Annotated in this window: 16 protein-coding genes and 1 tRNA gene; 11 read left to right on the forward strand and 6 right to left on the reverse strand. The window is 44.6% G+C overall.

Annotated elements, in window-relative coordinates; genetic code table 11:
• Positions 1 to 10 precede the first annotated feature (10 nt).
• Positions 11 to 667 carry a hypothetical protein gene (locus EZV76_RS15090; RefSeq protein WP_136567401.1) on the reverse strand — a complete coding sequence of 219 codons (657 nt, stop codon included), beginning with the start codon at positions 665 to 667 and terminating at the stop codon, positions 11 to 13.
• Positions 668 to 669: 2 nt separating this feature from the next.
• Complete coding sequence (gene alaS, locus EZV76_RS15095; protein WP_136567402.1) at positions 670 to 3294, reverse strand: alanine--tRNA ligase; 2625 nt, start codon at positions 3292 to 3294, stop codon at positions 670 to 672.
• A gap of 104 nt (positions 3295 to 3398) precedes the next feature.
• Between alaS and EZV76_RS15100 the strand changes: the two genes are divergently transcribed.
• From EZV76_RS15100 to EZV76_RS15120, 5 genes are read left to right on the forward strand one after another with little or no spacing between them, the layout of a single operon-like run.
• Positions 3399 to 4376, forward strand: coding sequence for a M23 family metallopeptidase (locus EZV76_RS15100; RefSeq protein ID WP_136567403.1), 978 nt, complete (start codon positions 3399 to 3401; stop codon positions 4374 to 4376).
• Positions 4376 to 4705 carry a MerR family transcriptional regulator gene (locus EZV76_RS15105; protein ID WP_136567404.1) on the forward strand — a complete coding sequence of 110 codons (330 nt, stop codon included), beginning with the start codon at positions 4376 to 4378 and terminating at the stop codon, positions 4703 to 4705. Before EZV76_RS15100 ends, EZV76_RS15105 begins: the two co-directional genes overlap by 1 nt.
• Positions 4706 to 4721: 16 nt before the next feature.
• A complete protein-coding gene (locus EZV76_RS15110; RefSeq protein ID WP_136567405.1) occupies positions 4722 to 5321 on the forward strand; it encodes a LemA family protein in 600 nt (199 codons plus the stop codon).
• A 2-nt stretch (positions 5322 to 5323) separates the two neighbouring features.
• The gene (locus EZV76_RS15115) at positions 5324 to 5761 is read left to right on the forward strand and encodes a TPM domain-containing protein (RefSeq protein WP_136567406.1); all 438 of its coding nucleotides are present in this window, start codon (positions 5324 to 5326) and stop codon (positions 5759 to 5761) included.
• Positions 5742 to 6515, forward strand: a complete 774-nt coding sequence (locus EZV76_RS15120; RefSeq protein ID WP_136567407.1) for a TPM domain-containing protein — start codon at positions 5742 to 5744, stop codon at positions 6513 to 6515. Before EZV76_RS15115 ends, EZV76_RS15120 begins: the two co-directional genes overlap by 20 nt.
• 9 nt (positions 6516 to 6524) lie before the next feature.
• Here EZV76_RS15120 and EZV76_RS15125 read toward each other — a convergent pair whose 3' ends face one another.
• Positions 6525 to 6938 carry a nuclear transport factor 2 family protein gene (locus EZV76_RS15125; RefSeq protein ID WP_136567408.1) on the reverse strand — a complete coding sequence of 138 codons (414 nt, stop codon included), beginning with the start codon at positions 6936 to 6938 and terminating at the stop codon, positions 6525 to 6527.
• Positions 6939 to 7155: 217 nt separating this feature from the next.
• Here EZV76_RS15125 and EZV76_RS15130 point away from each other — a divergent pair, with 217 nt between their 5' ends.
• Together EZV76_RS15130 and pbpC are read left to right on the forward strand one after the other, a co-directional pair.
• A complete protein-coding gene (locus EZV76_RS15130) occupies positions 7156 to 12711 on the forward strand; it encodes an alpha-2-macroglobulin family protein (protein WP_136567409.1) in 5556 nt (1851 codons plus the stop codon).
• 1 nt (position 12712) lies between these two features.
• Positions 12713 to 15091 carry a penicillin-binding protein 1C gene (gene pbpC / locus EZV76_RS15135; RefSeq protein ID WP_236640938.1) on the forward strand — a complete coding sequence of 793 codons (2379 nt, stop codon included), beginning with the start codon at positions 12713 to 12715 and terminating at the stop codon, positions 15089 to 15091.
• A 2-nt stretch (positions 15092 to 15093) separates the two neighbouring features.
• On the opposite strand, the gene der is transcribed toward pbpC, so the two are convergent.
• On the reverse strand, positions 15094 to 16395 hold the full coding sequence (gene der, locus EZV76_RS15140; protein ID WP_136567411.1) for a ribosome biogenesis GTPase Der: 1302 nt from the start codon (positions 16393 to 16395) through the stop codon (positions 15094 to 15096).
• 76 nt (positions 16396 to 16471) lie between these two features.
• Here der and EZV76_RS15145 point away from each other — a divergent pair, with 76 nt between their 5' ends.
• The gene (locus EZV76_RS15145) at positions 16472 to 16981 is read left to right on the forward strand and encodes a GTP-binding protein (protein WP_136567412.1); all 510 of its coding nucleotides are present in this window, start codon (positions 16472 to 16474) and stop codon (positions 16979 to 16981) included.
• On the opposite strand, the gene era is transcribed toward EZV76_RS15145, so the two are convergent.
• Both era and EZV76_RS15155 read right to left on the reverse strand, forming a co-directional pair.
• Positions 16978 to 17859: a GTPase Era gene (gene era, locus EZV76_RS15150; RefSeq protein WP_136567413.1), complete on the reverse strand. Its 882-nt coding sequence runs from the start codon at positions 17857 to 17859 to the stop codon at positions 16978 to 16980. The two genes, EZV76_RS15145 and era, sit on opposite strands and share 4 nt — an antisense overlap.
• Positions 17849 to 19213, reverse strand: coding sequence for an alanine/glycine:cation symporter family protein (locus tag EZV76_RS15155; protein WP_136567414.1), 1365 nt, complete (start codon positions 19211 to 19213; stop codon positions 17849 to 17851). Before EZV76_RS15155 ends, era begins: the two co-directional genes overlap by 11 nt.
• A 114-nt stretch (positions 19214 to 19327) precedes the next feature.
• Here EZV76_RS15155 and EZV76_RS15160 point away from each other — a divergent pair.
• The 3 genes from EZV76_RS15160 to EZV76_RS15170 all read left to right on the forward strand — a co-directional run bounded on the left by EZV76_RS15160 (position 19328) and on the right by EZV76_RS15170 (position 22273).
• Positions 19328 to 19400: transfer RNA gene (locus EZV76_RS15160), tRNA-Met, on the forward strand.
• 371 nt (positions 19401 to 19771) lie between these two features.
• Positions 19772 to 21556 (forward strand): ParB/RepB/Spo0J family partition protein, encoded by a 1785-nt coding sequence (locus EZV76_RS15165; protein ID WP_136567415.1) that lies wholly within the window; start codon positions 19772 to 19774, stop codon positions 21554 to 21556.
• A 156-nt stretch (positions 21557 to 21712) separates the two neighbouring features.
• Positions 21713 to 22273 (forward strand): YceI family protein, encoded by a 561-nt coding sequence (locus tag EZV76_RS15170; protein WP_136567416.1) that lies wholly within the window; start codon positions 21713 to 21715, stop codon positions 22271 to 22273.

A 22273-nucleotide genomic window follows, 5' to 3' on the forward strand; every position in this document is an offset into this window, starting at 1 on the left:
GAAAAGGGTTTTATCTGCAATCCTTGATATTTTGGAGCATGTCCCGGTATTGCTTTTCCAACTGTTCCTCCAGTTGTTTCAAGATGCCCAAGGTACGTACCAAATCCTTCATGGATGTATTTCGCAAGGCTTCCGTTGCCTTGTTCAATTCGTTTTTCACCAAATCTTGGGTATTGTACAGGGATTGCAGGTCGTACAGACAATCATAGCCAAATTCATGGAATATCCCTGTGGATTTTGAGATTTCCCATGCAATACTGCTCAAATCGGTGATTTCAAGATTAATGTAGGAATCGATTCGATAGGCATACTGGCCATCACCCACTTCAGTGGAGTCCACTTCCCGGATATACTCAGGATATTTTTTTTGAAGTGCCCCCATGGTTTCGGGTGAGGTAACAAACCTCCCGTCTTCAGCCTCTAGGGCGTCAAAATCAGAAAAAAAGGAAGGTATTTTTTGGTTCACTTCATGATCTTTCACCAATTGGTCCAAATTGGCCTTGATCTCCCCTTCAATCTTTTCCAAAGCGACCACCTTATCCTTTTCCATGCCCTTGGACGTGTTCCAATTGTTGAACCAAATAGCCAGATTGATACCCACGAACAGCAGGAAAATCTCTCCGAAGATGTATTTCCAGTTGATACCTTTTATGTTGAAGAAGCCCATGCTTATGTTGTTGTCCTGATCATCTCTTCGGCATTTGCCAAAGCGACCGGAATGCCTTCGGGATTTTTACCCCCGGCAGTAGCGAAGAACGGCTGTCCGCCCCCACCTCCTTGGATATGCTTGCCCAGTTCGCGTACAATGCTCCCGGCATTCAGTCCCTTGTTGGACGCCAAATCCTTGGAAATGTAACACGAAAGCAACGCTTTTCCGTCATTTTCCGCAGCGAGCAATAGGAATACGTCAGAAACTTGCCCTCCTATCTCAAAGGACAAATCTTTGATACCAGCCGCATCCAAGTCTACCTTTTTGGCTAAAAACTGTACACCATTGATGTTCTTCAATTCTGAAATCAATTCGTTTTTGAGTCCTCTGGCCTTGTCTTTCAGCAGCTGTTCCACTTGCTTTTTAAGGGCTGTATTTTCTTCCTGCAACCCGGCAACCGCCTTTACGGGATCCTGGGCATTGCTCAACAGGTCTTTGATTTCATAGAGCATGCGATTGTTCTGGAAGTAGAAATCCTTGGCCGCATCGGAGGTAATGGCCTCTATCCTTCGGATTCCCGCTGCAACGGCCCCTTCGGAAACAATCTTGAAATGCCAGATGTCACCCGTATTTTTTACGTGGGTCCCACCACACAGTTCTATGGACTGACCAAAACGGACCGTACGGACGGTATCCCCATATTTTTCACCAAATAACGCCATGGCTCCTTGTTCCATGGCTTCCTTGATGGGCACATTTCTGTTTTCCTGAAAGGGCAACTGGCCTTCAATACGGGCATTGACAAAATTTTCCACATCCCGGAGTTCCTTGACAGTCAATTTGGAGAAGTGGGAGAAATCGAAACGAAGGTATTTGGAGTGGACCGCTGAACCTTTTTGTTCCACATGACCCCCCAAAACCTCACGAAGCGCCTGATGCAACAAATGCGTCGCTGTATGGTTACATTCCGTTCTCCAGCGTTGCTTTTTATCCACTACGGCCTTAAAACTTCCCGAAACATCTTTGGGAAGACCATCGGCAAAATGGACAATTTCATTATTTTCTCGTTTAGTGTCCACAATGTAGGTCACATCTCCATTGGATGCCTCCAGATACCCTTTGTCGCCTACCTGTCCACCTCCCTCGGCATAGAACGGGGTAAGATTGAACACAAGTTGATACTGATCACCTTCCTTTTTGCTGGTCACCTTTCTATATTTTACCAACTTTACGGTTGCCTCAAGGCTATCATACCCAATGAATTCTTCTTCGGAATCCTGCATCAACACCGTCCAATCGTCCTTGGAGACTTCGGAAGCTGCACGTGAACGATCCTTTTGGGCTTTTAAGGCCTTTTCAAAACCTTCCACATCCAATTTATATCCTTTCTCTTCCAAGATCAGAGAAGTAAGGTCAATGGGGAATCCGAAGGTATCGTACAATTCGAAAGCTTTTTCCCCTGAAACAGTTTTATCTTTTGAGGATTTAATGACCGAATCCAACAGCACCAATCCTTGCTCCAAAGTACCCAAAAAGGAATTCTCTTCCTCCTTGATCACATTCTCAATCAATTGATGGTGCTTGGGAAGCTCGGGGAAAGCTTTCCCCATACTTTCTACCAAAACATTTACCAGCCGGTAGATAAAAGGTTGCTTGGTTCCCAAGAAGGTAAAGCCATAACGAATGGCCCTACGGAGTATCCTTCGGATAACATAGCCCGCTCCGGTATTGCTCGGCAACTGCCCATCCGCAATGGCAAAGGCCACGGCACGGATATGGTCAGCCACTACCCTAATGGCTATATCAGTCTCTTCATTCTTCCCATATTTTTGCCCGGTAATGGTATCAATCTCACGGATAAGGGGGGTAAATACATCGGTATCGTAATTGGATTGCACTCCCTGCAATACCATGCACAGACGCTCAAAGCCCATTCCCGTATCAATATGCTTTTCTGGAAGATCTTCCAAAGATCCATTTGCTTTTCGATTATATTGTATAAAGACCAAGTTCCAAATCTCCACTACTTGCGGATGATCTTGGTTGACCAAGGAAGCCCCTGGGATTTTGGCTTTCTCTTCCTTTGATCTTATATCTACATGAATTTCTGAACAGGGGCCACAGGGGCCTTGATCCCCCATTTCCCAGAAATTGTCTTTTTTGTTTCCCATAAGGATACGCTCCTTAGGGACAATGGCCTTCCATAGATCATAGGCTTCCTTGTCCATTTCCAGTTGATCGGCATCCTTGCTCCCTTCAAAAACAGTAACATATAGGCTCTCCTTGTCAATCTTGTATATTTCTGTCAACAATTCCCAAGCCCATTGGATAGCCTCTTTTTTGAAGTAATCCCCAAAACTCCAGTTGCCCAACATCTCGAACATGGTATGGTGGTAGGTATCCTTGCCCACTTCCTCCAAATCGTTGTGCTTACCGCTTACCCGAAGACACTTTTGGGTATCCGTGACCCGTTTGGATTTTGGAACGGTGTTTCCCAAGAAAAATTCCTTGAACTGGTTCATGCCGGCATTGGTGAACATCAAAGTGGGGTCGTTCTTCATCACCATGGGCGCAGAAGGCACTATTTTATGGTTCTTCTCTTTGAAAAAGTTTAAAAATTGGGTTCTAACTTCTTGGGATGTCATTGCAATTGCTAGGGTTTTCTTAAATTTAACACTTTAAGCAAAACAATTTTTATATTTGCTTGTTTTGATAAAAAGAGTGAGCAAAAATAGGATAAAATCCCTTCATGTCTAAAGTTAAGTACTATTACGACCCGGATACGCTTTCCTATAGAAAGATCGAACCAAAGAAATCCAAAAAATACAGGAATCTTTTTCTGTTTCTTTTGGCATCTGCCCTGTTTGGTTTTTTAGGCCTTACCATTCTATTGAATACCCGTTGGGTGAATACTCCCAAAGAGCTTTCGTTGGAACGTGAAGTTCGAAATTATGAGCTTCAATATGAAATTTTAGGTAAGAAAATGGAACAGATGGAACAGGTTCTTGCCAATATTGAAGACCGCGACAACAATATCTACCGCTTGTATTTTGAAGCCAATCCTATCCCAGAAGAGCAACGTAGAGCTGGTTTTGGTGGGGTAAACCGATACAAATCCTTAGAAGGCTTCAACAACTCCGAAATTATTATAAATGCTACAAAGCGGTTGGACATCATCCAAAAACAGATGGTAATCCAATCCAAGTCGTTGGATGAAATTGCCAAATTGGCCGAGGAGAAAGAGAAATTATTGGCAGCCATCCCAGCCATCCAGCCTGTGAGCAACGAAAATCTAACCCGAATGGCCTCTGGTTATGGTTGGCGTTCCGATCCCTTTACCAAAGCCCGTAAAATGCATTGGGGCATGGATTTCACTGCTCCCCGAGGCACACCCATTTATGCCTCAGGAGATGGAAAAGTCACTCGGGCGGACAATAGATCTTCTGGATATGGAAAGCATATCAGAATAGATCATGGATATGGTTACCTGTCCTTATATGCGCACTTGAGCAAGTACAACGTAACCGTGGGGCAAAAAGTAAAGCGGGGAGACCTCATTGGTTTTGTTGGAAACACAGGGCGGTCCGAAGCACCTCACCTACACTATGAGGTTTTTAAGGATGATGAGCGCATCAATCCCATTAACTTCTACTATGGAAGTTTAACAGCGGAAGAGTTTGAGAATATGCTCAAGTTTGCCAACCAAGAGAACCAATCCCTGGATTAATGCACGTAGAACTTCCCGAAAAACGATACTATGGCATTGGCGAAGTGGCCAAGGCATTTGGAGTGAACACCTCCCTTATCCGCTTTTGGGAGAAAGAGTTTGATGTACTTCAACCCAAAAAAAATGCCAAGGGCAACCGTAAGTTCACTCCACAGGACGTCCATAATCTGCAACTGATCTATCATTTGGTCAAGGAACGTGGTTTTACCCTGGAGGGTGCCAAAATCCATTTGAAGGAAGAGAAGCAAAAGACCCTTTCCACCTTTGAGGTCATCCAAAAGTTACAAAAGGTCAAGGCAGAGCTCATAAAAATCAAAGAACAACTATAACACTAAACCATAGAAAATGAAAAAAGGTATCATCGCCATTATCATCCTAATTGTATTGGGGGTAATCATTGGAGGTTGGTATATCCGCACCAACAATATGCTGGTCGATATGAAGGGACAGGCCACAAAACAATGGGCCAATGTGGAAAGCTCCTATCAACGAAGAAGCGACCTTATTGGCAACTTGGTAAAAACGGTTCAGGGTGCTGCGGACTTTGAACGCGAAACCCTTACCGAGGTAATCGAAGCTAGGGCCAAGGCCACTTCAACCACCATAGATGCCAATAACCTTACTGCTGAACAATTGGCTGAGTTCCAGCAGGCGCAAACGGGATTATCCTCTGCCTTGTCCCGACTTTTGGTGTCCGTGGAACGCTATCCGGAACTTAAAGCCAATCAAAACTTTTTGGAGTTGCAGTCCCAACTTGAGGGCACAGAGAACAGGATCAATGTGGAACGGAACCGATTCAATGATCTGGCTGGGGAATACAATATCAGAATCAAGCAAATTCCCACCAATATTATAGCTAGTTTGGCCAATTTTGATGAAATGGCCTTATTCGCTTCCAATCCAGGGTCTGAAAATGCTCCGGATGTCAACTTCGATTTTGAATAGACATGTCGCACGTAGAGGAATTTTTAACGGCAGAGGAAGAACAAGAAATCATCAATGCCATCATTGCAGCCGAGAAAAACACCTCTGGTGAAGTCCGTGTACACATTGAAGCCACTTCCAAAATAGACCATTTCAGTAGGGCCCAACAGCTATTCCATTTTTTGAAAATGGACAATACCAAGGAGGCCAATGGGGTCCTCATTTATGTGGCCGTGGACGACAAAAAATTTGTAATCTATGGTGACAAAGGTATTGACCGTGCCGTGTCGAAAGGGTTTTGGGACACCACCAAAGACACTATGGCCTCCCACTTTAAAAACGGAAACTTCAAGCAAGGAATCGTAGAGGGTGTATTAACCGCAGGAAAGGAATTGGAGGCCCATTTTCCATGGGATCATAACGACACCAACGAGTTGAGCGATGCTATATCCAAGGGCTAGCCTTTTTGTACTTGTTTTTTTATGTATTTCCATAGCTTGGGGACAGTTCACCATACCTAAAAAGCCCCAAAAGCAGACCAGCGTCTATGATTATGTAAATCTACTCTCATCATCCCAAAGTCAAGCTTTGGAGCAAAAGCTTATCCTATATTCGGACAGTACCTCCACACAGATTGTAATTGCCATAATCAGTTCCACGGAAGGAGAAAACATTAATTATTTGGGAGCGCAATGGGGGCAGAAATGGGGCATAGGACAAGCAGATAAGGACAATGGCGTTTTGGTGCTTTTGGCAAGGGACGACAGAAGGATTGCCATTAACACAGGTTATGGTGTGGAAGGCTCCTTGACTGATTTTATGTCGAAGCGCATCATTGAGTCCGTTATCATCCCTGAATTTAAGCGAGGAGATTATTATAGTGGTCTGGACAAAGGGGCAGATGCCATTTTTCAGGTCCTTAATGGAGAGTTCACGGAAGACCGAACCTTTGAAAACACCCCAGGGTTTCCTTTCAAGGCCCTGTTCCCTTTTATTATTTTCATCGTTATCCTAATCATCCTTTGGAGCCGAAAGAACAACAATGGTAGAGGTGGTGGACGTAAGGGCAGCGGTCTCGACATCTGGGACATGATTATCCTCAGCAATATGGGCCGTAGTTCCAGTTCCTCCGGAGGTTTTGGGAGCAGCGGCGGTTTTGGTGGTGGCTTCGGTGGTGGCGGCTTCGGCGGCGGCGGTGCCTCTGGAGGTTGGTAAGCCTGCTATCTAATCTACTTTCCTATAAAAAATCTTGCTCACAATTTTCCACTCCCCATCAATCTTCAGCAGATTCATGAAATCAATAAAGGTAAATGTGGGATATTCAATTTCCAATCTTGCGTTGGCCGCATTCCCTGCAATGGTGATATCTGCAATTCTCGTTTGTCTGTCCTGTTTCGGTCCTGGTTTCATTCCTTTTCCAAAGAATTCAATGGCGTTCACCTCAGTATACCCCTCTTTACCAATGAATTTCATCGTGGCAGTTTCGTGAAAAGCCTTTTTTAAGGTTTCAAAATCGTTATTGGTCCCTCCGTCCAGATAATAATTTACGGTTTGCTCTACCAATTGATAATCTGACTGGGCCTGAAGTGTCCCAAAAGTGACCATTGCCAAAAAGAATACACTTAATTTTTGAATCATGATGTTGTTTTTTGATGGTTGTTGATGAGATTCAAGATATTCCTTTTATCATTCAATCAATCTTAGAGAAATCATAAATGTTTCATAATGAGACATCCTAGTCCAAGAATCTATTCGTAAATCCATAGACGCCATCCGTAAACTAGTAAAAGCCTTGTATCCAATTTTAACTATCTTGGTTCTGGCAAAATCTTAGTTTAATCAATTCCCGTTTGGCATGTCCCACTTTTGTAAATTTCTCTTCGTATCCCTACTTGTTTTAGCTGTTTCCTGTAAGAAAAAATCTGATGAAACCGCAACGGACAACCTCTTTAAGTTCAAGGATTATATCAGTTACCATACCCATGGCAACCAAAGTATTTCCACACCCATTACCCTTGCCCTTGCCCAGCAATTGGAACAATTTGAACTTACCCAGGAACTCCCCAATGAATATTTCAAGATTTCTCCTAAGGTCAATGGAAAACTGATCATAGAAAATGGACGGGAACTTATCTTCCAACCTTCGGAATACCTACAACCCAATACCGAGTATACCGTCACAGTGGCCCTCAATAAACTTTTTGAGGATATTGAGGGAGATTTTAAAAAATACACCTTCAGCTTTAAGACCATTGCCCCAAACTTTAAGATCAATCTGGGTACCTTGCAATCCTACAGCAAGGATTGGCAATATTTGACCGGGACCTTGGATGCTTCCGATATCTTGGAGGCCTCAAAGGCCATTCAAGTACTTTCCGTACAGCAAAATGGCAATAACGTACCGGTTACATGGGACGAAACTGCTGAAAATGCCCAATACTTCAGTTTCCGAATTGACAGTATCTCACGAAAAACAGAGGATAGTGAGCTGCTTATCAATTGGAATGGAAAGGCGTTGGGTGTGGACAACCAAGGCTCCGAGACCTATCCCATTCCTGGATTGAACAAATTTGTGATTGTGGACGCCAAGACCACTTCGGCACCCAACGCGGTACTGACCCTTAATTTTTCAGAACCCCTTAAACCAAACCAAAATTTAAAGGGTCTGGTCACCATTGAAAATGCGGAGAGCCTCCGTTATGAAATTGATGGGAACTTGCTCAAAGTATATCCATCCAACCGCATCTTGGGCGAGGTTCGGGTCAATGCCTTTGAGGGTATAAAAAGCGAATATGGCTTTACCTTGAAAAACACATTTTCGGAACTGGTTTCCTTTGAGCAATTAAAGCCTGCCGTTCGGCTCATTTCCAAAGGAACCATTCTGCCCAATGCGGCATCCACGCCCATTTATTTTGAAACCGTGAACCTTTCCGCCGTTGAAGTACGGGTGATCCAGGTGTTTGAGAACAATATGCTGCAATACCTCCAAAACAATGACCTCACCCAAGATTACGACCCCGATTTTAGACCTGTGGGGCGAAGGGTAGCCTACAAGGTCATTCCCTTGGCGGAAAACGGAACTGAAAACTCAAGCTACTGGAAGGCCCATGCATTGGACCTATCCGAGTTGATAAAAATTCACCCTGGTTCCCTGTACCGAGTGGAATTCAGTTTTAAAAAAGAGCACACCACCTATGATTGTGGCAATACAAACAACCCAGAAGAAACCCAAGAGTATACTTCCCAAAGCTCCAGCGATGAATCTCTGGAGGAGCGGTATTGGGACAATGAAATCTATTATTGGAGAAATTACAACTACAACTGGGAAGAGCGTGACAATCCATGTCATGAAGCCTATTACAACTACGATCGTATTGCATCCACCAACTTATTGGGCAGTGATCTTGGGCTTATCGTAAAAAAAGGAAACAATCGCTCCCATCATTTTGCAGTGACCAATCTACTGACCACCAAACCGGAAGCCGACACTCCCATAAAACTGTACAATTTCCAACAGCAATTGGTGGGTGAAGTGACCACAGATGCTTCTGGCTTTGCCGTTTTTGACAGTGATAAGTCCATCGCTTTTGCCGTGGCCCAAAAGAACAACAACTTTGCCTATGCCAAACTAGCGGATGGCAATGCCCTTTCCTTGAGCAAATTTGATGTTTCCGGGGAAGAACTTCAAAAGGGACTTCAGGGTTTCATTTATACCGAGAGAGGGGTACACCGCCCGGGCGATGTCATCCACCTTACCTTTGTATTGGACGACAAGGGCAATCCCTTGCCCAAAGATCATCCGGTAACCTTGGAGGTCAGCGATGCCCGTGGCAAATTGGTGCAGCGCAATGTGCTCACCGGGGAAGCCGCTCACATATCTGAAGGTCTCTATGCCAAAAAAGAGGAAAAGTTCCACTATTTCCCCATTCCCACCCAACCCAACTCACCAACCGGGACCTGGAATGCCAAAATCATTGTGGGCGGGGCCCAGTTCAATAAGAGTTTAAAGGTGGCCACCGTAAAGCCCAACAGACTCAAAGTAGACTTTACCTTTGATGATGAAGTCCTTAAGGCCAACACCAACAATAAGGGTAAAGCAACGGTGCAATGGCTGCACGGAGCACCCGCGCGAAATCTTAAGATCGATATCAATGCCTCTTTGCAGCAAAGCAGCAGCGCCTTCCCCAACTTCAAGGGGTACGTTTTTCAAGATCCCGTGCGGAGTTTCAACCAAACCGAGCTACAATGGATCACCTCAAAATTGGATGCCAATGGGGTTTTGGACATCAACGAAAAAATCAGCATCAATGGCAATGCTCCTGGCATGCTGCAGGCTACTTTTACCACAAAAGTGTTTGAAGGCGGTGGAGATTTCTCCATCGATGTCTTCTCCAAAAAACTGGCTCCATTTTCACATTTTGTGGGTCTTCGCTCACCAGAAGCCAAACGATATGGCTCCTTCCTCACCGATGAGAACACCTCTTTTGATGTGGTTTCGGTCAATGATCAGGGAAAACCATCAGGGAATCGAAAATTAAAGGTTCAAGTATTCAAAATTGAATGGCGCTGGTGGTGGAACCGGGGCTATGACAATCTCTCACGATATGAAAACGCCACGGTTCATCGTCCCTTCAAGGAAATGGAAATTACCACAGGTGCAGATGGAAAAGCCAACTTCAACATCAATGTTCCCGACGAGGAAGGCGGGCGTTTCTTGATTCGGGTGATTGATGAAGCCTCTGGCCACGCCACAGGAAGAACCGCCTATTTCTACCGAAATTGGTGGAAAAGACCCGCTTCCGGGGATACCGAAAGTTCCAAAATCTTGGTCTTCTCCGCTGATAAGGAAAAATACCAATTGGGTGAAGAAGCTGTGGTTACCTTCCCTTCGGATAGAGGTGGGCGCGCTTTGATCAGTATTGAAAACGGAACCGAGGTTCTTTCCCAACAGTGGATCGAGACCTCAGCCCAAGAAACCAAGGCCACCATACCCATTACGGCCGAGATGGCGCCCAATGCCTATATCAATATCTCGTTGTTGCAACCCCATGGACAGGTAAAGAATGATCTGCCCATCCGTCTGTATGGCGTGGTACCCCTTTTGGTTGAAAACCCAGCCACCTTTTTGGAACCACAACTTACCATGCCCGAGGTGCTGCAACCTGAGAAATCTTATACCATATCCGTTTCCGAAGCCAATAAAAAACCTATGACCTATTCCTTGGCCGTGGTGGACGAAGGTCTATTGGACCTGACCCGTTTCAAGACCCCGGACATTCACAGTTCATTTTACGCAAGGCAGGCCTTGGGCGTAAAGACCTTCGATATTTTTGATGATGTCATGGGGGCTTATTCCATCAGTGTGGATAATATTTACGCCATTGGTGGGGGTGGTATCGGAGCCGGGGCCAAAAATCGCAAGGCACAACGCTTTAAACCTGTAGTCACCTATTTGGGTCCCTTCACCTTAAAAGCTGGCGAAAAAGCATCCCATACCATTGACATGCCCAATTATGTGGGTGCCGTCCGAACCATGGTGGTGGCCGGAAATCGTAACAGCGCTTATGGGAATACCGAAAAAACCACGCCGGTTCGCAAGCCTCTGATGGTATTGACTTCCATTCCCAGAAAATTGTCCCCCGGCGAAAAAGTGACCATCCCTGTGACGGTCTTTGCCATGGAACCCAAAGTAAAAAACGTAACGGTTTCCATTGATGCGGGCAAAGCCTTGGAACCCGTTGAAGGCACCTCCAAAAACATTACGTTCAGCTCGGTTGGGGAACAGATCGTGAATTTTGACTTTAAAGTCAATCCCGCGACCTCCTACCAAACCATAAAGGTCAAAGCTTCGGGCGCTGGGGAAAATGCCAGTAGTGAAACCGAAATTGATGTGGAAAACCCCAACCCCATCACCACAAAAAGTGAACTGCACACCATCGCCGCCAATGGTTCGCAGACCCTATCCTTTGAAACCTTCGGCACTTCGGGAACCAATGAGGCTTTTGTGGAATTCTCCACCCTCCCCCCCATGGATTTCTCAAAACGGATGGATTATCTGCTGCGCTACCCCCATGGCTGTGTAGAACAGACGACTTCCGCCGCATTCCCGCAGTTGTTCTTGGCCGATATCTTGGACATCACCTTTGAGCGAAAAAAAGACATCGAGAAAAACGTGAAGGCGGCCATCCGCAGGTTGGGTGATTTTCAAACCCCATCTGGCGGACTCAGCTATTGGGCTGGTTATGGCAATGTTGATGATTGGGGCACTTCGTATGCCGGTCATTTTATGTTGGAGGCCAAACAACAAGGGTATCAGCTACCATTGACCTTCTTGAGCAATTGGCTGCGATACCAAAAGAATACGGCCCGCCAATGGAGCAATCAGGCTACGGGATACAACACTGATGTTGCACAGGCTTACCGCCTCTACACCTTGGCCTTGGCTCAACAACCGGAACTGGCAGCCATGAACCGACTCCGCGAATCCAAAAACCTGAGCAACGAGGCCAAATGGCGTTTGGCAGCGGCTTACGCCTTGGCTGGAAAGAAAGAAGTGGCACAAGAGATTGCGCAAAAGGCCAACATCAACTTCACTCCCAACAATTACAATTACAGAACCTATGGTTCTGTGTTCCGAAACCGGGCCATGGCATTGGAAACCTTGGTCATTTTGGGGGATGCCCAACAACGGGAGCTGGCAATTTCCTTGGCCAAAAACCTATCATCACAACATTGGTACAGCACCCAGGAAACGGCCTACGCCCTACTCTCCCTATCTAAAATGGTGCTGAAGAACGGTGGTAAGTCCATTAATTTGACCTTCACTCAAAACGGGAAAGAAACGACCCTAAAAACCGATAGGGCCATTGCCCAAAGAGGTCTTGTCATTACTTCTTTCAACAATGAATTGCAGATAAACAACAAACAGGGCAACATCATTTATGCCACCCTCACGCAAACCGGAAAACTTCCTGTTGGTGAAGAATTGGCCCAACAGCAAAACCTGAATCTGTCCGTTGCCTATCTGGATGCCATTGGAAACGCAATCAATGTGAACGAGCTTAGGCAAGGAAGCGAGTTTCAGGCAAAAATCACGATTTACAACAGTTCCAATGATTATGTGGACAATGTGGCCCTGACCCATATTGTGCCCAGCGGATGGGAAATCGTGGACACTTCCTATGCGGGTGGTGACAATGGTAATGCTTCCAAAGCGGATTATGTGGATACAAGGGACGACCGTACCCATCTATATTTTGACCTTGGTCCGAAAAAATCAAAAAGCTTCACGATAAAACTGAATGCTTCATTCCTAGGCGATTACTATCTGCCCGGAGCACAAGCCGAAGCCATGTACGACAATAACTACCAAGCCCGAAACAAAGGACAATGGATTAAAGTGGTTCAGTGATGTGGCGTGGATAAAGAACATAGCGACCCTGCGAAATACTCTTGCCAAGCATAAAATCAAGATAAGTGTCCTTGGTGCTATCTTGGTTTTATGGTTGTTCTGTCTGCCCAAAAAACTGTTCGAAGATCCTACCTCAACGGTCGTCAACAGTTCCGATGGGATTCTGATTGGGGCCAGGATTGCTGATGACGGGCAATGGCGGTTTCCCCAGTTGGACTCGGTTCCCAAGCGTTTCGAAGAATGCATCCTATTATTTGAGGATGAATATTTTTACAGACATCCCGGCTTCAATCCCATCTCCATTGTTAAGGCGATTGGACATAACCTCACCAAAAAAAACCGCAGGGGAGGAAGTACCATTACCCAACAGGTGATTCGTCTAAGTCGGAAAAACAGGGGTCGAACCTATTGGGAGAAGTGTATTGAGATTTTTATGGCCACCCGCTTGGAGTTGGGATATTCCAAAGAGGAGATTCTGAATTTATACGCTTCGCATACCCCCTATGGCGGCAATGTGGTAGGATTGGAAACGGCTGCATGGCGCTACTTTGGTCTTCCCGCCCATGAATTGAGTTGGGGGCAATCGGCGGCATTGGCGATTTTACCCAATGCACCCTCCCTGATCTTTCCCGGCAGAAATGAGCAGGTGCTTTTGGACAAACGTAACCGATTGCTGCAAAAGCTACGGGATAAGGGTGTGATAGACGAAACCACCTATGAATTGGCCTTGGAGGAGCCCTTGCCCCAAAAACCCATGCCCCTCCCAGATGTGGCACCCCATCTCACGGAACGGATTAGAAATGAACATCCTGGACAACGCATCACAACGTCTATTGAACGCCCCCTGCAGAATCGACTCAACCTTTTGGCCGAAAGGCACTATCAGCAACTAAAGAGCAACGAAATCCATAATCTGGCCATTTTGGTCCTAGATGTGGAAACCAGAAAGGTTTTGGGCTATGTGGGGAATTCCCCTTCGGGGAAAGACCATGCCAATTATGTGGATATCATCACCAAGAATAGAAGTACGGGCAGTACACTAAAACCCTTTCTTTTTGCTTCCTTGCTCGATGAAGGTATTGTGTTGCCCCATAGTTTGGTCGAGGATGTTCCCACGGTCATTAATGGATACCATCCTCAGAATTTCGACAAAAAACATGTGGGCGCGGTACCGGCCAGCAGGGCACTTTCCCGCTCTTTGAATGTCCCTGCGGTACGATTGCTCAGGGAATATGGGTTGCAAAAATTCTACAACAAGCTCAAAAAAATGAATTTGGAATCACTGGACCGCCCCTCTTCGTATTATGGATTGTCCTTGATTCTCGGGGGAGCCGAAAGCTCTTTATGGGAGGTCACCCAAACCTATGCTGCCTTGGCCTCCACATTGAATTATTTTGTGGACCACTCGAGCACCTACCGCCCAACCGAGTTTCTGGAACCTTCTTATCTTCTAGAGGATAAACTGGATTTTGGGGAACAACAATTTGACCCTCCCATTTTTGGCGCGGGGGCCATTTATGGCACCTTTCAATCCATGATGGAGGTGAACCGCCCGGAAGGAAGCGAGAATTGGCAATTTTTTGATTCCTCCCAACCCATTGCATGGAAAACAGGCACCAGCTTTGGGTTTAAGGACGCCTGGGCCGTAGGCACAACTCCCAAATACACCATTGGGGTTTGGGTGGGCAATGCCGATGGGGAAGGCAGACCCGGCTTAACAGGAATAACGGCTGCAGCACCCATTCTTTTTGATGTACTGGATGCCCTACCCTACAGCAACTGGTTCCAAGAACCTTTTGATGACCTGACCGAATTGGAGGTATGTACCCAAAGTGGATACCGGGCTTCGGTGTACTGCAATGAGACCCAAAAGGAGTATGTGCCCACCCACGGTACACGAAGTGGCCCTTGCACTTATCATCAGCAGATATTTCTGGATGACTCGGAACAATTTCGGGTGCATTCTGACTGCTACCCTTTGGAAGACATGGTGGCCCAAAACTGGTTTGTGCTTCCCCCCGTACTGGAGTACTATTATACCACATCGCACCCCAATTACGCACCGCTACCTCCGTATCTGGACGGATGTTCTTCCATGGAAAGCCAACCTATGGATTTTCTTTATCCGAAACGGAACGAGACCATTTTGCTCCCCAAGGATTTGGGCAATACAACTTCCGATATTGTTCTGAAATTAGCACATCAGCAGTCCAATGCCATTGTGTACTGGTATCTGGACGAAACCTACTTGGGCAAGACCGAAAATTTCCATGAACTTATTCTGGACATCAAACCGGGGGATTATGTGCTTTCTGCCACCGACCATTTGGGCAATCGCCTTGAACAATCCATCCAGGTTCGGTTGGCCTCAGAAAACTGAGCCTATTTTTTCCGCATAAAAATGGTGATGGGCACTCCGGTGAAATCAAAATGCTCCCTGAGCTTGTTTTCCAAAAATCGCTTGTACGGGTCGCGCACATATTGCGGTAGGTTACAGAAAAAAGCAAACTGCGGATAGGGCGTGGGCAACTGGGTGCAGAACTTGATCTTCACGTATTTGCCCTTGTAGGCCGGTGGCGGGGTATGCTCAATGATAGGGAGCATTATATCGTTCAACTTTCGGGTCACGATTTTCTTTGAACGATTTTTGAAGACATCCACTGCCGTTTCGATGGCTTTGTAGATCCGCTGCTTGGTCATTACCGAAATAAAGAGAATGGGCACATCCTCAAAAGGTGCGATGGCCTGCTTAATTTTAGCGGTGTATTCTTTCACGGAATTGGTCTCTTTTTCCACCAAATCCCATTTATTCACCAGTATCACAATTCCTTTGTTGTTCCGTTGAGCCAACCAGAAAATGTTTTCCACCTGTCCATCGAAACCACGGGTGGCATCCAACATCAAAATGCAAACATCACAATGCTCAATGGCCCGCACGGAGCGCATTACGGAGTAAAACTCCAAATCTTCCTTGACCTTGGATTTTCTTCGGATTCCGGCGGTATCCACCAAATTGAACTCAAACCCAAATTGGTTGTATTTGGTGTCGATACTGTCCCGGGTGGTTCCAGCAATGTCGGTTACAATGTAACGGTCTTCCCCAATCAAGGCATTTATAAAAGAAGATTTTCCTGCATTGGGTCGTCCTACAACAGCAAAACGAGGCAATTCACTCTCTTCTTCCTTCACATCGGGAAGTACTTCCACCAAAGCATCCAGCAACTCCCCTGTTCCGCTTCCGTTGATGCTGGAAAGGGTGTAATACTCGCCCAATCCCAAGGCATAGAATTCCACGGCGTCTGCCATTCGTTGTGTATTATCCACCTTGTTCACAGCCAAGAAGACTGGCCTATCTACCTTGCGGAGCAATTTGGCCACATCCTCATCCATACCCGTGATCCCGGATTCCACATCGACCATAAAGATGATTGCATCGGCCTCGCCTATGGCGAGTTCCACCTGCCGGTCGATTTCCTTTTCAAAAACATCATCGCTCCCCAACACATATCCTCCCGTATCGATCAAGGAAAATTCACGACCGTTCCAGTCGCTCTTCCCGTAATGACGGTCACGGGTAACCCCACTCACGGCATCCACTATGGCCTCCCGGCGTTGTATCAATCGGTTGAAAAATGTGGATTTCCCTACATTGGGTCGCCCTACGATGGCTACTATAGCTCCCATCAGCATTAAATTTTGGCAAAAGTACCATTTATTATGAAGAAAAAATGATACCTTCTTTTATCTATTTCAATATGTTATGAGTGATTTCACCAATGAGATTGTCCTTCGGCCCCGATTTCAGTTGGCCTTGAAAACCGATTTGGACCATTTAAAACAGGTTTTCGACTCGGTTGTGGACGGACAATTTGTGGTAAAACGTTTGGACGAGCACATCTACATCCGGTTCCAACCCTCTGAAATCACCTTTTGGTCCCCACAGCTCCATCTGGAACTTATTTCCTTTGAGGAAGGGGAGAGTCAAATCCATGGGGTATTTGGTCCCAACCCCACGCTTTGGACCTTTTTTATGTTCCTGCATTTTGGAGTGGGCACCCTCTTTGTGATCTTGGGTGTATTTGCCTATTCCAACCATTCGTTGGGAAAGGATGTGACCCTATTGCTCGTGGGCATGTTCTTCTTGGTATTGATTTGGTTTGGGCTATATGCTTTTGGCCGTATGGGAAAATCCAAGGGAAAGCCCCAAATGGAGCAACTCAAGGATTTTTTTAGGAAAATGGTCTCAGGCTTCCCCCGAGAATCGGTCTAGTTGTTATACCCAAAGCGCTTGAGCTGTTGACTGTTGCTGCGCCAATTTTTATTGACCTTTACATAGAGTTCGATATGTACTTGCTTTGCAAAGAATTTTTCCAAGTCTTTACGAGCTTCCACACCCACTCTTTTTAGGGCACTTCCCTTGTGGCCGATAATGATCCCTTTTTGGGTATCGCGCTCCACCATGATCACGGAACGGATTCGGATGATATCCTCGTCTTCCAAAAACTCCTCAGTCTCCACTTCTACTGAATAGGGAATCTCTTTTTTATAGTGCAGTAATATTTTTTCCCTGATGGTCTCATTGACAAAAAAACGTTCGGGTTTGTCGGTCAATTGGTCTTTGGGGTAGTAAGGAGGGGCTTCGGGCAGCAATTCCAAAATACGTTCAAAGACTTCCTTTACATTGAAGTTCTCCAAGGCTGATATGGGATGAATCTCTGCATTGGGAAGCACGGCCTGCCAATGCTGCATCTGTTCCTCCAAAGCTACTTGGTCCGACGTATCTATCTTGTTGAGCAACAGCAATACCGGAATCTTACTGTTCTGTATTTTTTTGAAAAAGGCTTCATCCTTGAGTGCCTTTTCACCAATTTCCACCATATAGAGCAACACATCGGCATCCTCAAAGGCCGATTTTACAAAGTCCATCATGGAAGATTGCAGCTCATAGGCGGGTTTGATGATTCCCGGGGTATCGGAAAGGATTACCTGAAAATCGTCCCCATTGACAATACCCAAAATCCGATGACGGGTCGTCTGGGCCTTGGAGGTGATAATGGAAAGTTTCTCCCCTACAAAGGCATTCATTAGGGTAGACTTCCCTACGTTGGGATTTCCAATGATATTTACAAAACCTGATCTATGCGCCACCTTGCTTCAATTTTTTAAAATAGTTTTTGGCCGACTCATTTACTTTCGGTGATAAATACAGTACGGCAATCATGTTGGGAATGACCATAAGGGCATAGGATAAATCTATGAGATTTTTTACCAAATCCAACGATGCAATTGTGGCAAAAACCACCATCACAATAAAAAATACATTGTACCACTTACCCACTTTGGGGTTTGTTAGAAATGAAAGGCATTTTACCCCGTAATAGGAATAGGTAAACAGTGTGGAAAGGGCAAATGCCGTTACTATCACCATTAACAAAATGTCCCCGACCCCATAAAGCGTTGTTTCAAAAGCGGTCATGGTCATGGTAATTCCGCTGCCATCCTCCAGGTACGCCCCACTCAAAATAATGACCACGGCGGTAAAGGTACAAACCATTATGGTATCTATAAATGGGCCCAACATGGCCACCAATCCTTCCTTGGTGGGTTCATCGTTACGGGATTGGCCGTGGTACATGGGTGCACTACCCAGACCGGCTTCATTGGAAAACATGGCACGGCGTACCCCAACAATCACAAGGCCCCAGAATCCACCAGTGACTATAGTATCAAAATTCCAAGCCTCCACAAAAATCATCTTAAGGGCCGGCAATACCTCGCCAGCATTATTCGCCATCACAAAAATCACGGCCAAGAGATATACCCCAACCATAAAAGGTACAATGGCCGAAGCCACCTTGGCGATTTTGGAGAGTCCACCAAAGATGACAATGGAGGTAACTATGGCCAAAATGAACCCAATGCCCAGCTTCCAGTTAAATTCACTAGTGGCCAGTAAGGTTTCGTGGGGCTTGACCACGCCCATAAAAGCTTCTGTAAACTGGTTGGCGGTAAACACGCCCAGAAAACCGAACAATCCGCAAATACTGAAAAAAATGGCCATGGGCTTTGCCCATTTTCCCATTCCCTTGGTGATGTAAAACATAGGACCTCCCTGCAATTTTCCATCGGCATCGGTATCCCTAAACATAATGGCCAAACTACCGGAATAGAATTTTATACCCATACCCAAAAGGGCTGTCATCCAAATCCAAAAAACAACACCCGGACCCCCATCATGGATGGCAATGGCCACTCCAGATATATTTCCCAAACCTACAGTGGCCGCCACCGCTGCGGACAATGCCTGAAATGAACTGACATCCCCTTTGGCATTCTTGTCATCATACTTTCCTGAAACTACGGCAATGGCGTGCCCGAAATAGCGATAGGGCGTAAATTTCGAGTAAAAAATCAGGAAAATCCCCCCTCCTATCAGCAATAGAAACATGGGCCATTCGGTGTATGGCAGTATGGAGGACAGAAAATCATTGATTGCTTTCATAGGGTCAAAAACTCCGAATTTAGGGATTTTCAGCAGTATAGCCCCAAATGATTTAGGAATATTGGGATTTGTTTGGAAATAACCGAAAAACGGTTGTATATTTGCCGTCCACATCGCGGGGTAGAGCAGTAGGTAGCTCGTCGGGCTCATAACCCGAAGGTCACTGGTTCGAGTCCAGTTCCCGCTACTAAGCAGAGTAAGGCTTCACAGAAATGTGAAGCCTTTTTTTATGGCTTGGGTACAACATAGGTACAACATTTTGTTGTTTTCAGAACATAATTTACACTGATGTAAATTGCTATCATTTAAGCTAAAACATTATTTATTTTATTTTTGGTTAATATAATTTATGTAATACAAGACTTTAGTTCTTCGTAAGAGAGGTTTATTATCATACAATATACCCGCAAGATAAACTCGTAAAATACTTCCATCAAAAGACTACGGCATAAAGCCTACGCTTCTTCCCCTGTTCATTTATTCCGTTTCCTTTTGAGCCAAGATTTTATCTTCCGTTTGGTTTTGCTCAAATATTGTTTAATCAAAAATTTGAGTATTATGACAACAAAAGCAAGTACCACAAGAAAGAGCAGTCGAAAAAAAGTTTCTGCTGCATCTAAAATGAATGGAAAGTCAACTGGACTTCAAATTCAGAACCTGGCAATAGGCAAAATCAAGCCCGACCCAAAACAACCCAGAAAGACTTTTGATGACAGCCATTTAAAGTTACTGTCTGAAAGTATCGAAGCACACGGTGTTCTGCAACCAATAACAGTTCGTAAATCTGGAAAGGATTACATCATCGTGATGGGAGAACGTCGCTATCGAGCAACTAAGCTGGCAAAAAAGAAAACAATTCCGTGTATCGTCAGGGAATACGAGAACAATGATGTTCTGGAAGTTCAAATCATCGAAAATCTGCAACGTCAAGATGTAGAACCTACCGAAGAAGCCGAAGCTATTGCTTACCTAAGTGAAAAATATGCACCTACCGAAATTGCGAAGCGATTGGGTAGAACGGATAACTTCATCAGACAGCGACTTAAACTGGCTGGACTGATTGATGGTTTCAAGCAATTTGTACGCAATGGCGAAATGACCATATCATTGGGTGTAGGTGTAGCGCTCTTTGAACCGGAAGAACAGCAGATGATGCTGGAAACGATGGGTGAGGATTTCAGTGCCCATCAAATCAACAGAATGATTAAGGACCAGACCTATGATTTGGAAAAGGCATCTTTTGATGTGGCCGATAAAAAATTGGTCCCGAAAGCTGGGTCTTGTGTTGAATGTCCGTTTAATGCAGCTAATCAAGGTAATCTGTTCGGCGATGGTAAAATGGTCTGCACAAAATCAGCCTGTTTTGAAACTAAGAAAAGTAAATCGTTCTTAAACCTGATTGAAAAGTCCAAGAAAGAGAATATCTTTTTAATCCCTGAAATACGACAGTATTGGGCAGATGACGAAAACAATCAGCTCATTATATCGCAATTAGAAAAGAATGGATTGACAGTATATCTGCTGGATGATGTTGAAATTATAGAGAATCCGATTGAGCCAACAATCGAAGCTATTCAGAAAGAGTATCAACATTACGATTACTCTGAAGATGAATTAAAGGCAGAATTGGATGAAGCAATGCAGAATTATAAAGAAGCATTGGAAAAATTCAATTCAGCAGAAGAAGGTGGATTTGTCAATGGCATTTTGTTCCATCCTGAAACTTACAGGAATAAAGAAGTCTTCATAAAAATTATTGAAAAATTGAAAGATGAATCAATAGATTATTCGGCACCATTGGCCAACAGAAAAATGGCAGATTGTACACCCGAAGAACAAATCATCAAAATCAACGAGAGAGAAATCCGTAAGAAGCAAATTGAGAACAACAAGCAATTTGAAGAAGTTGTGGAAATGATTAGAAACACAAAATATATTGATATGAAGAAGACACTTTCGATAGATGAAATGGTGGCTTTCTCATTAACGCTTTATGAAAACAATGTGGACTATGTTGGAAGGCAAAGGTTCTTTTCAAAATTATTGGGAAATACTTCAAAGATGAAAGATGTGGAAATCGTCGAGAATTTTAAGAAGAATTTCAAAAAAGAAATCTTCCATAAGCTGATACGGTACATTCTCACAAAGCAAGTGCATTTCGGCGAAAGCAATCACGTAAATAACTTGACGAACATTTCATTCTACAATGCGATGCAAGGCTATTATAAAACCAAAATTGGAAATATTGAAAAGGAATATGCGGAAGAAAGGAAAAAGCGTGAAGCACGTTTGAAAGAGCGCATCACAGTTCTTGAAAAGCAAATTCAGGAACTCAACGAGTAGCTTTTGTTGTTTGTAAGGAAGGGTCAGCATTCGTGCTGGCTCTTCTTTTTTTATTTCTCAATTTGATGATAAACATCATCGATTGCAATGACGCACATCAGCAAAAAGGTATAGTTACCACCCTACTTTTGTCTCATAATTTAAAGCAGATTAACAATGAAAAAAATAACAATTGCTTTTGCCTTTCTGTTGCTGTCAAGCATTGGTACAGCACAACAAAGTCAAATATTTAAAACGACCGAGAGTTTTGCTGTTTCGGTTTCTGGAACATCCTCACTGCACGATTGGGAATGTACCGTTGATACATTTTCAGGACAGATTGCGGTTATTCAAGATGAAAATGAATTACAAAACATAACAGCATTTTCGTTCAGTTTTAAGTCAGAAAATCTAAAGAGCGGAAAATCTGGAATGGATAAAAAAATGTACGACGCTATTCATTCAGAAAAGCATCCCACCATTTCATTTAAGGGTAAAAAAGTAACATTGGTTTCAGGTAAAAATGCAGTTTTTGAAGGCGATTTTTCCATAAACGGAACCACCAAAAGCCTACAAATGCCTGTTGAAATCAATATTGAAAACGGTAGCATTTCGCTAATAGGAAAAAAGGACATCCTCTTAACAGATTTTGATATAGAACCGCCCAAGGCCTTGCTAGGTACTATAAAAACTGGTAATGAAGTCACAATACATTATAACGTAACACTTTCAAAATAA

The organism is Flagellimonas alvinocaridis (assembly GCF_004916895.1).
Classification (GTDB): domain Bacteria; phylum Bacteroidota; class Bacteroidia; order Flavobacteriales; family Flavobacteriaceae; genus Flagellimonas; species Flagellimonas alvinocaridis.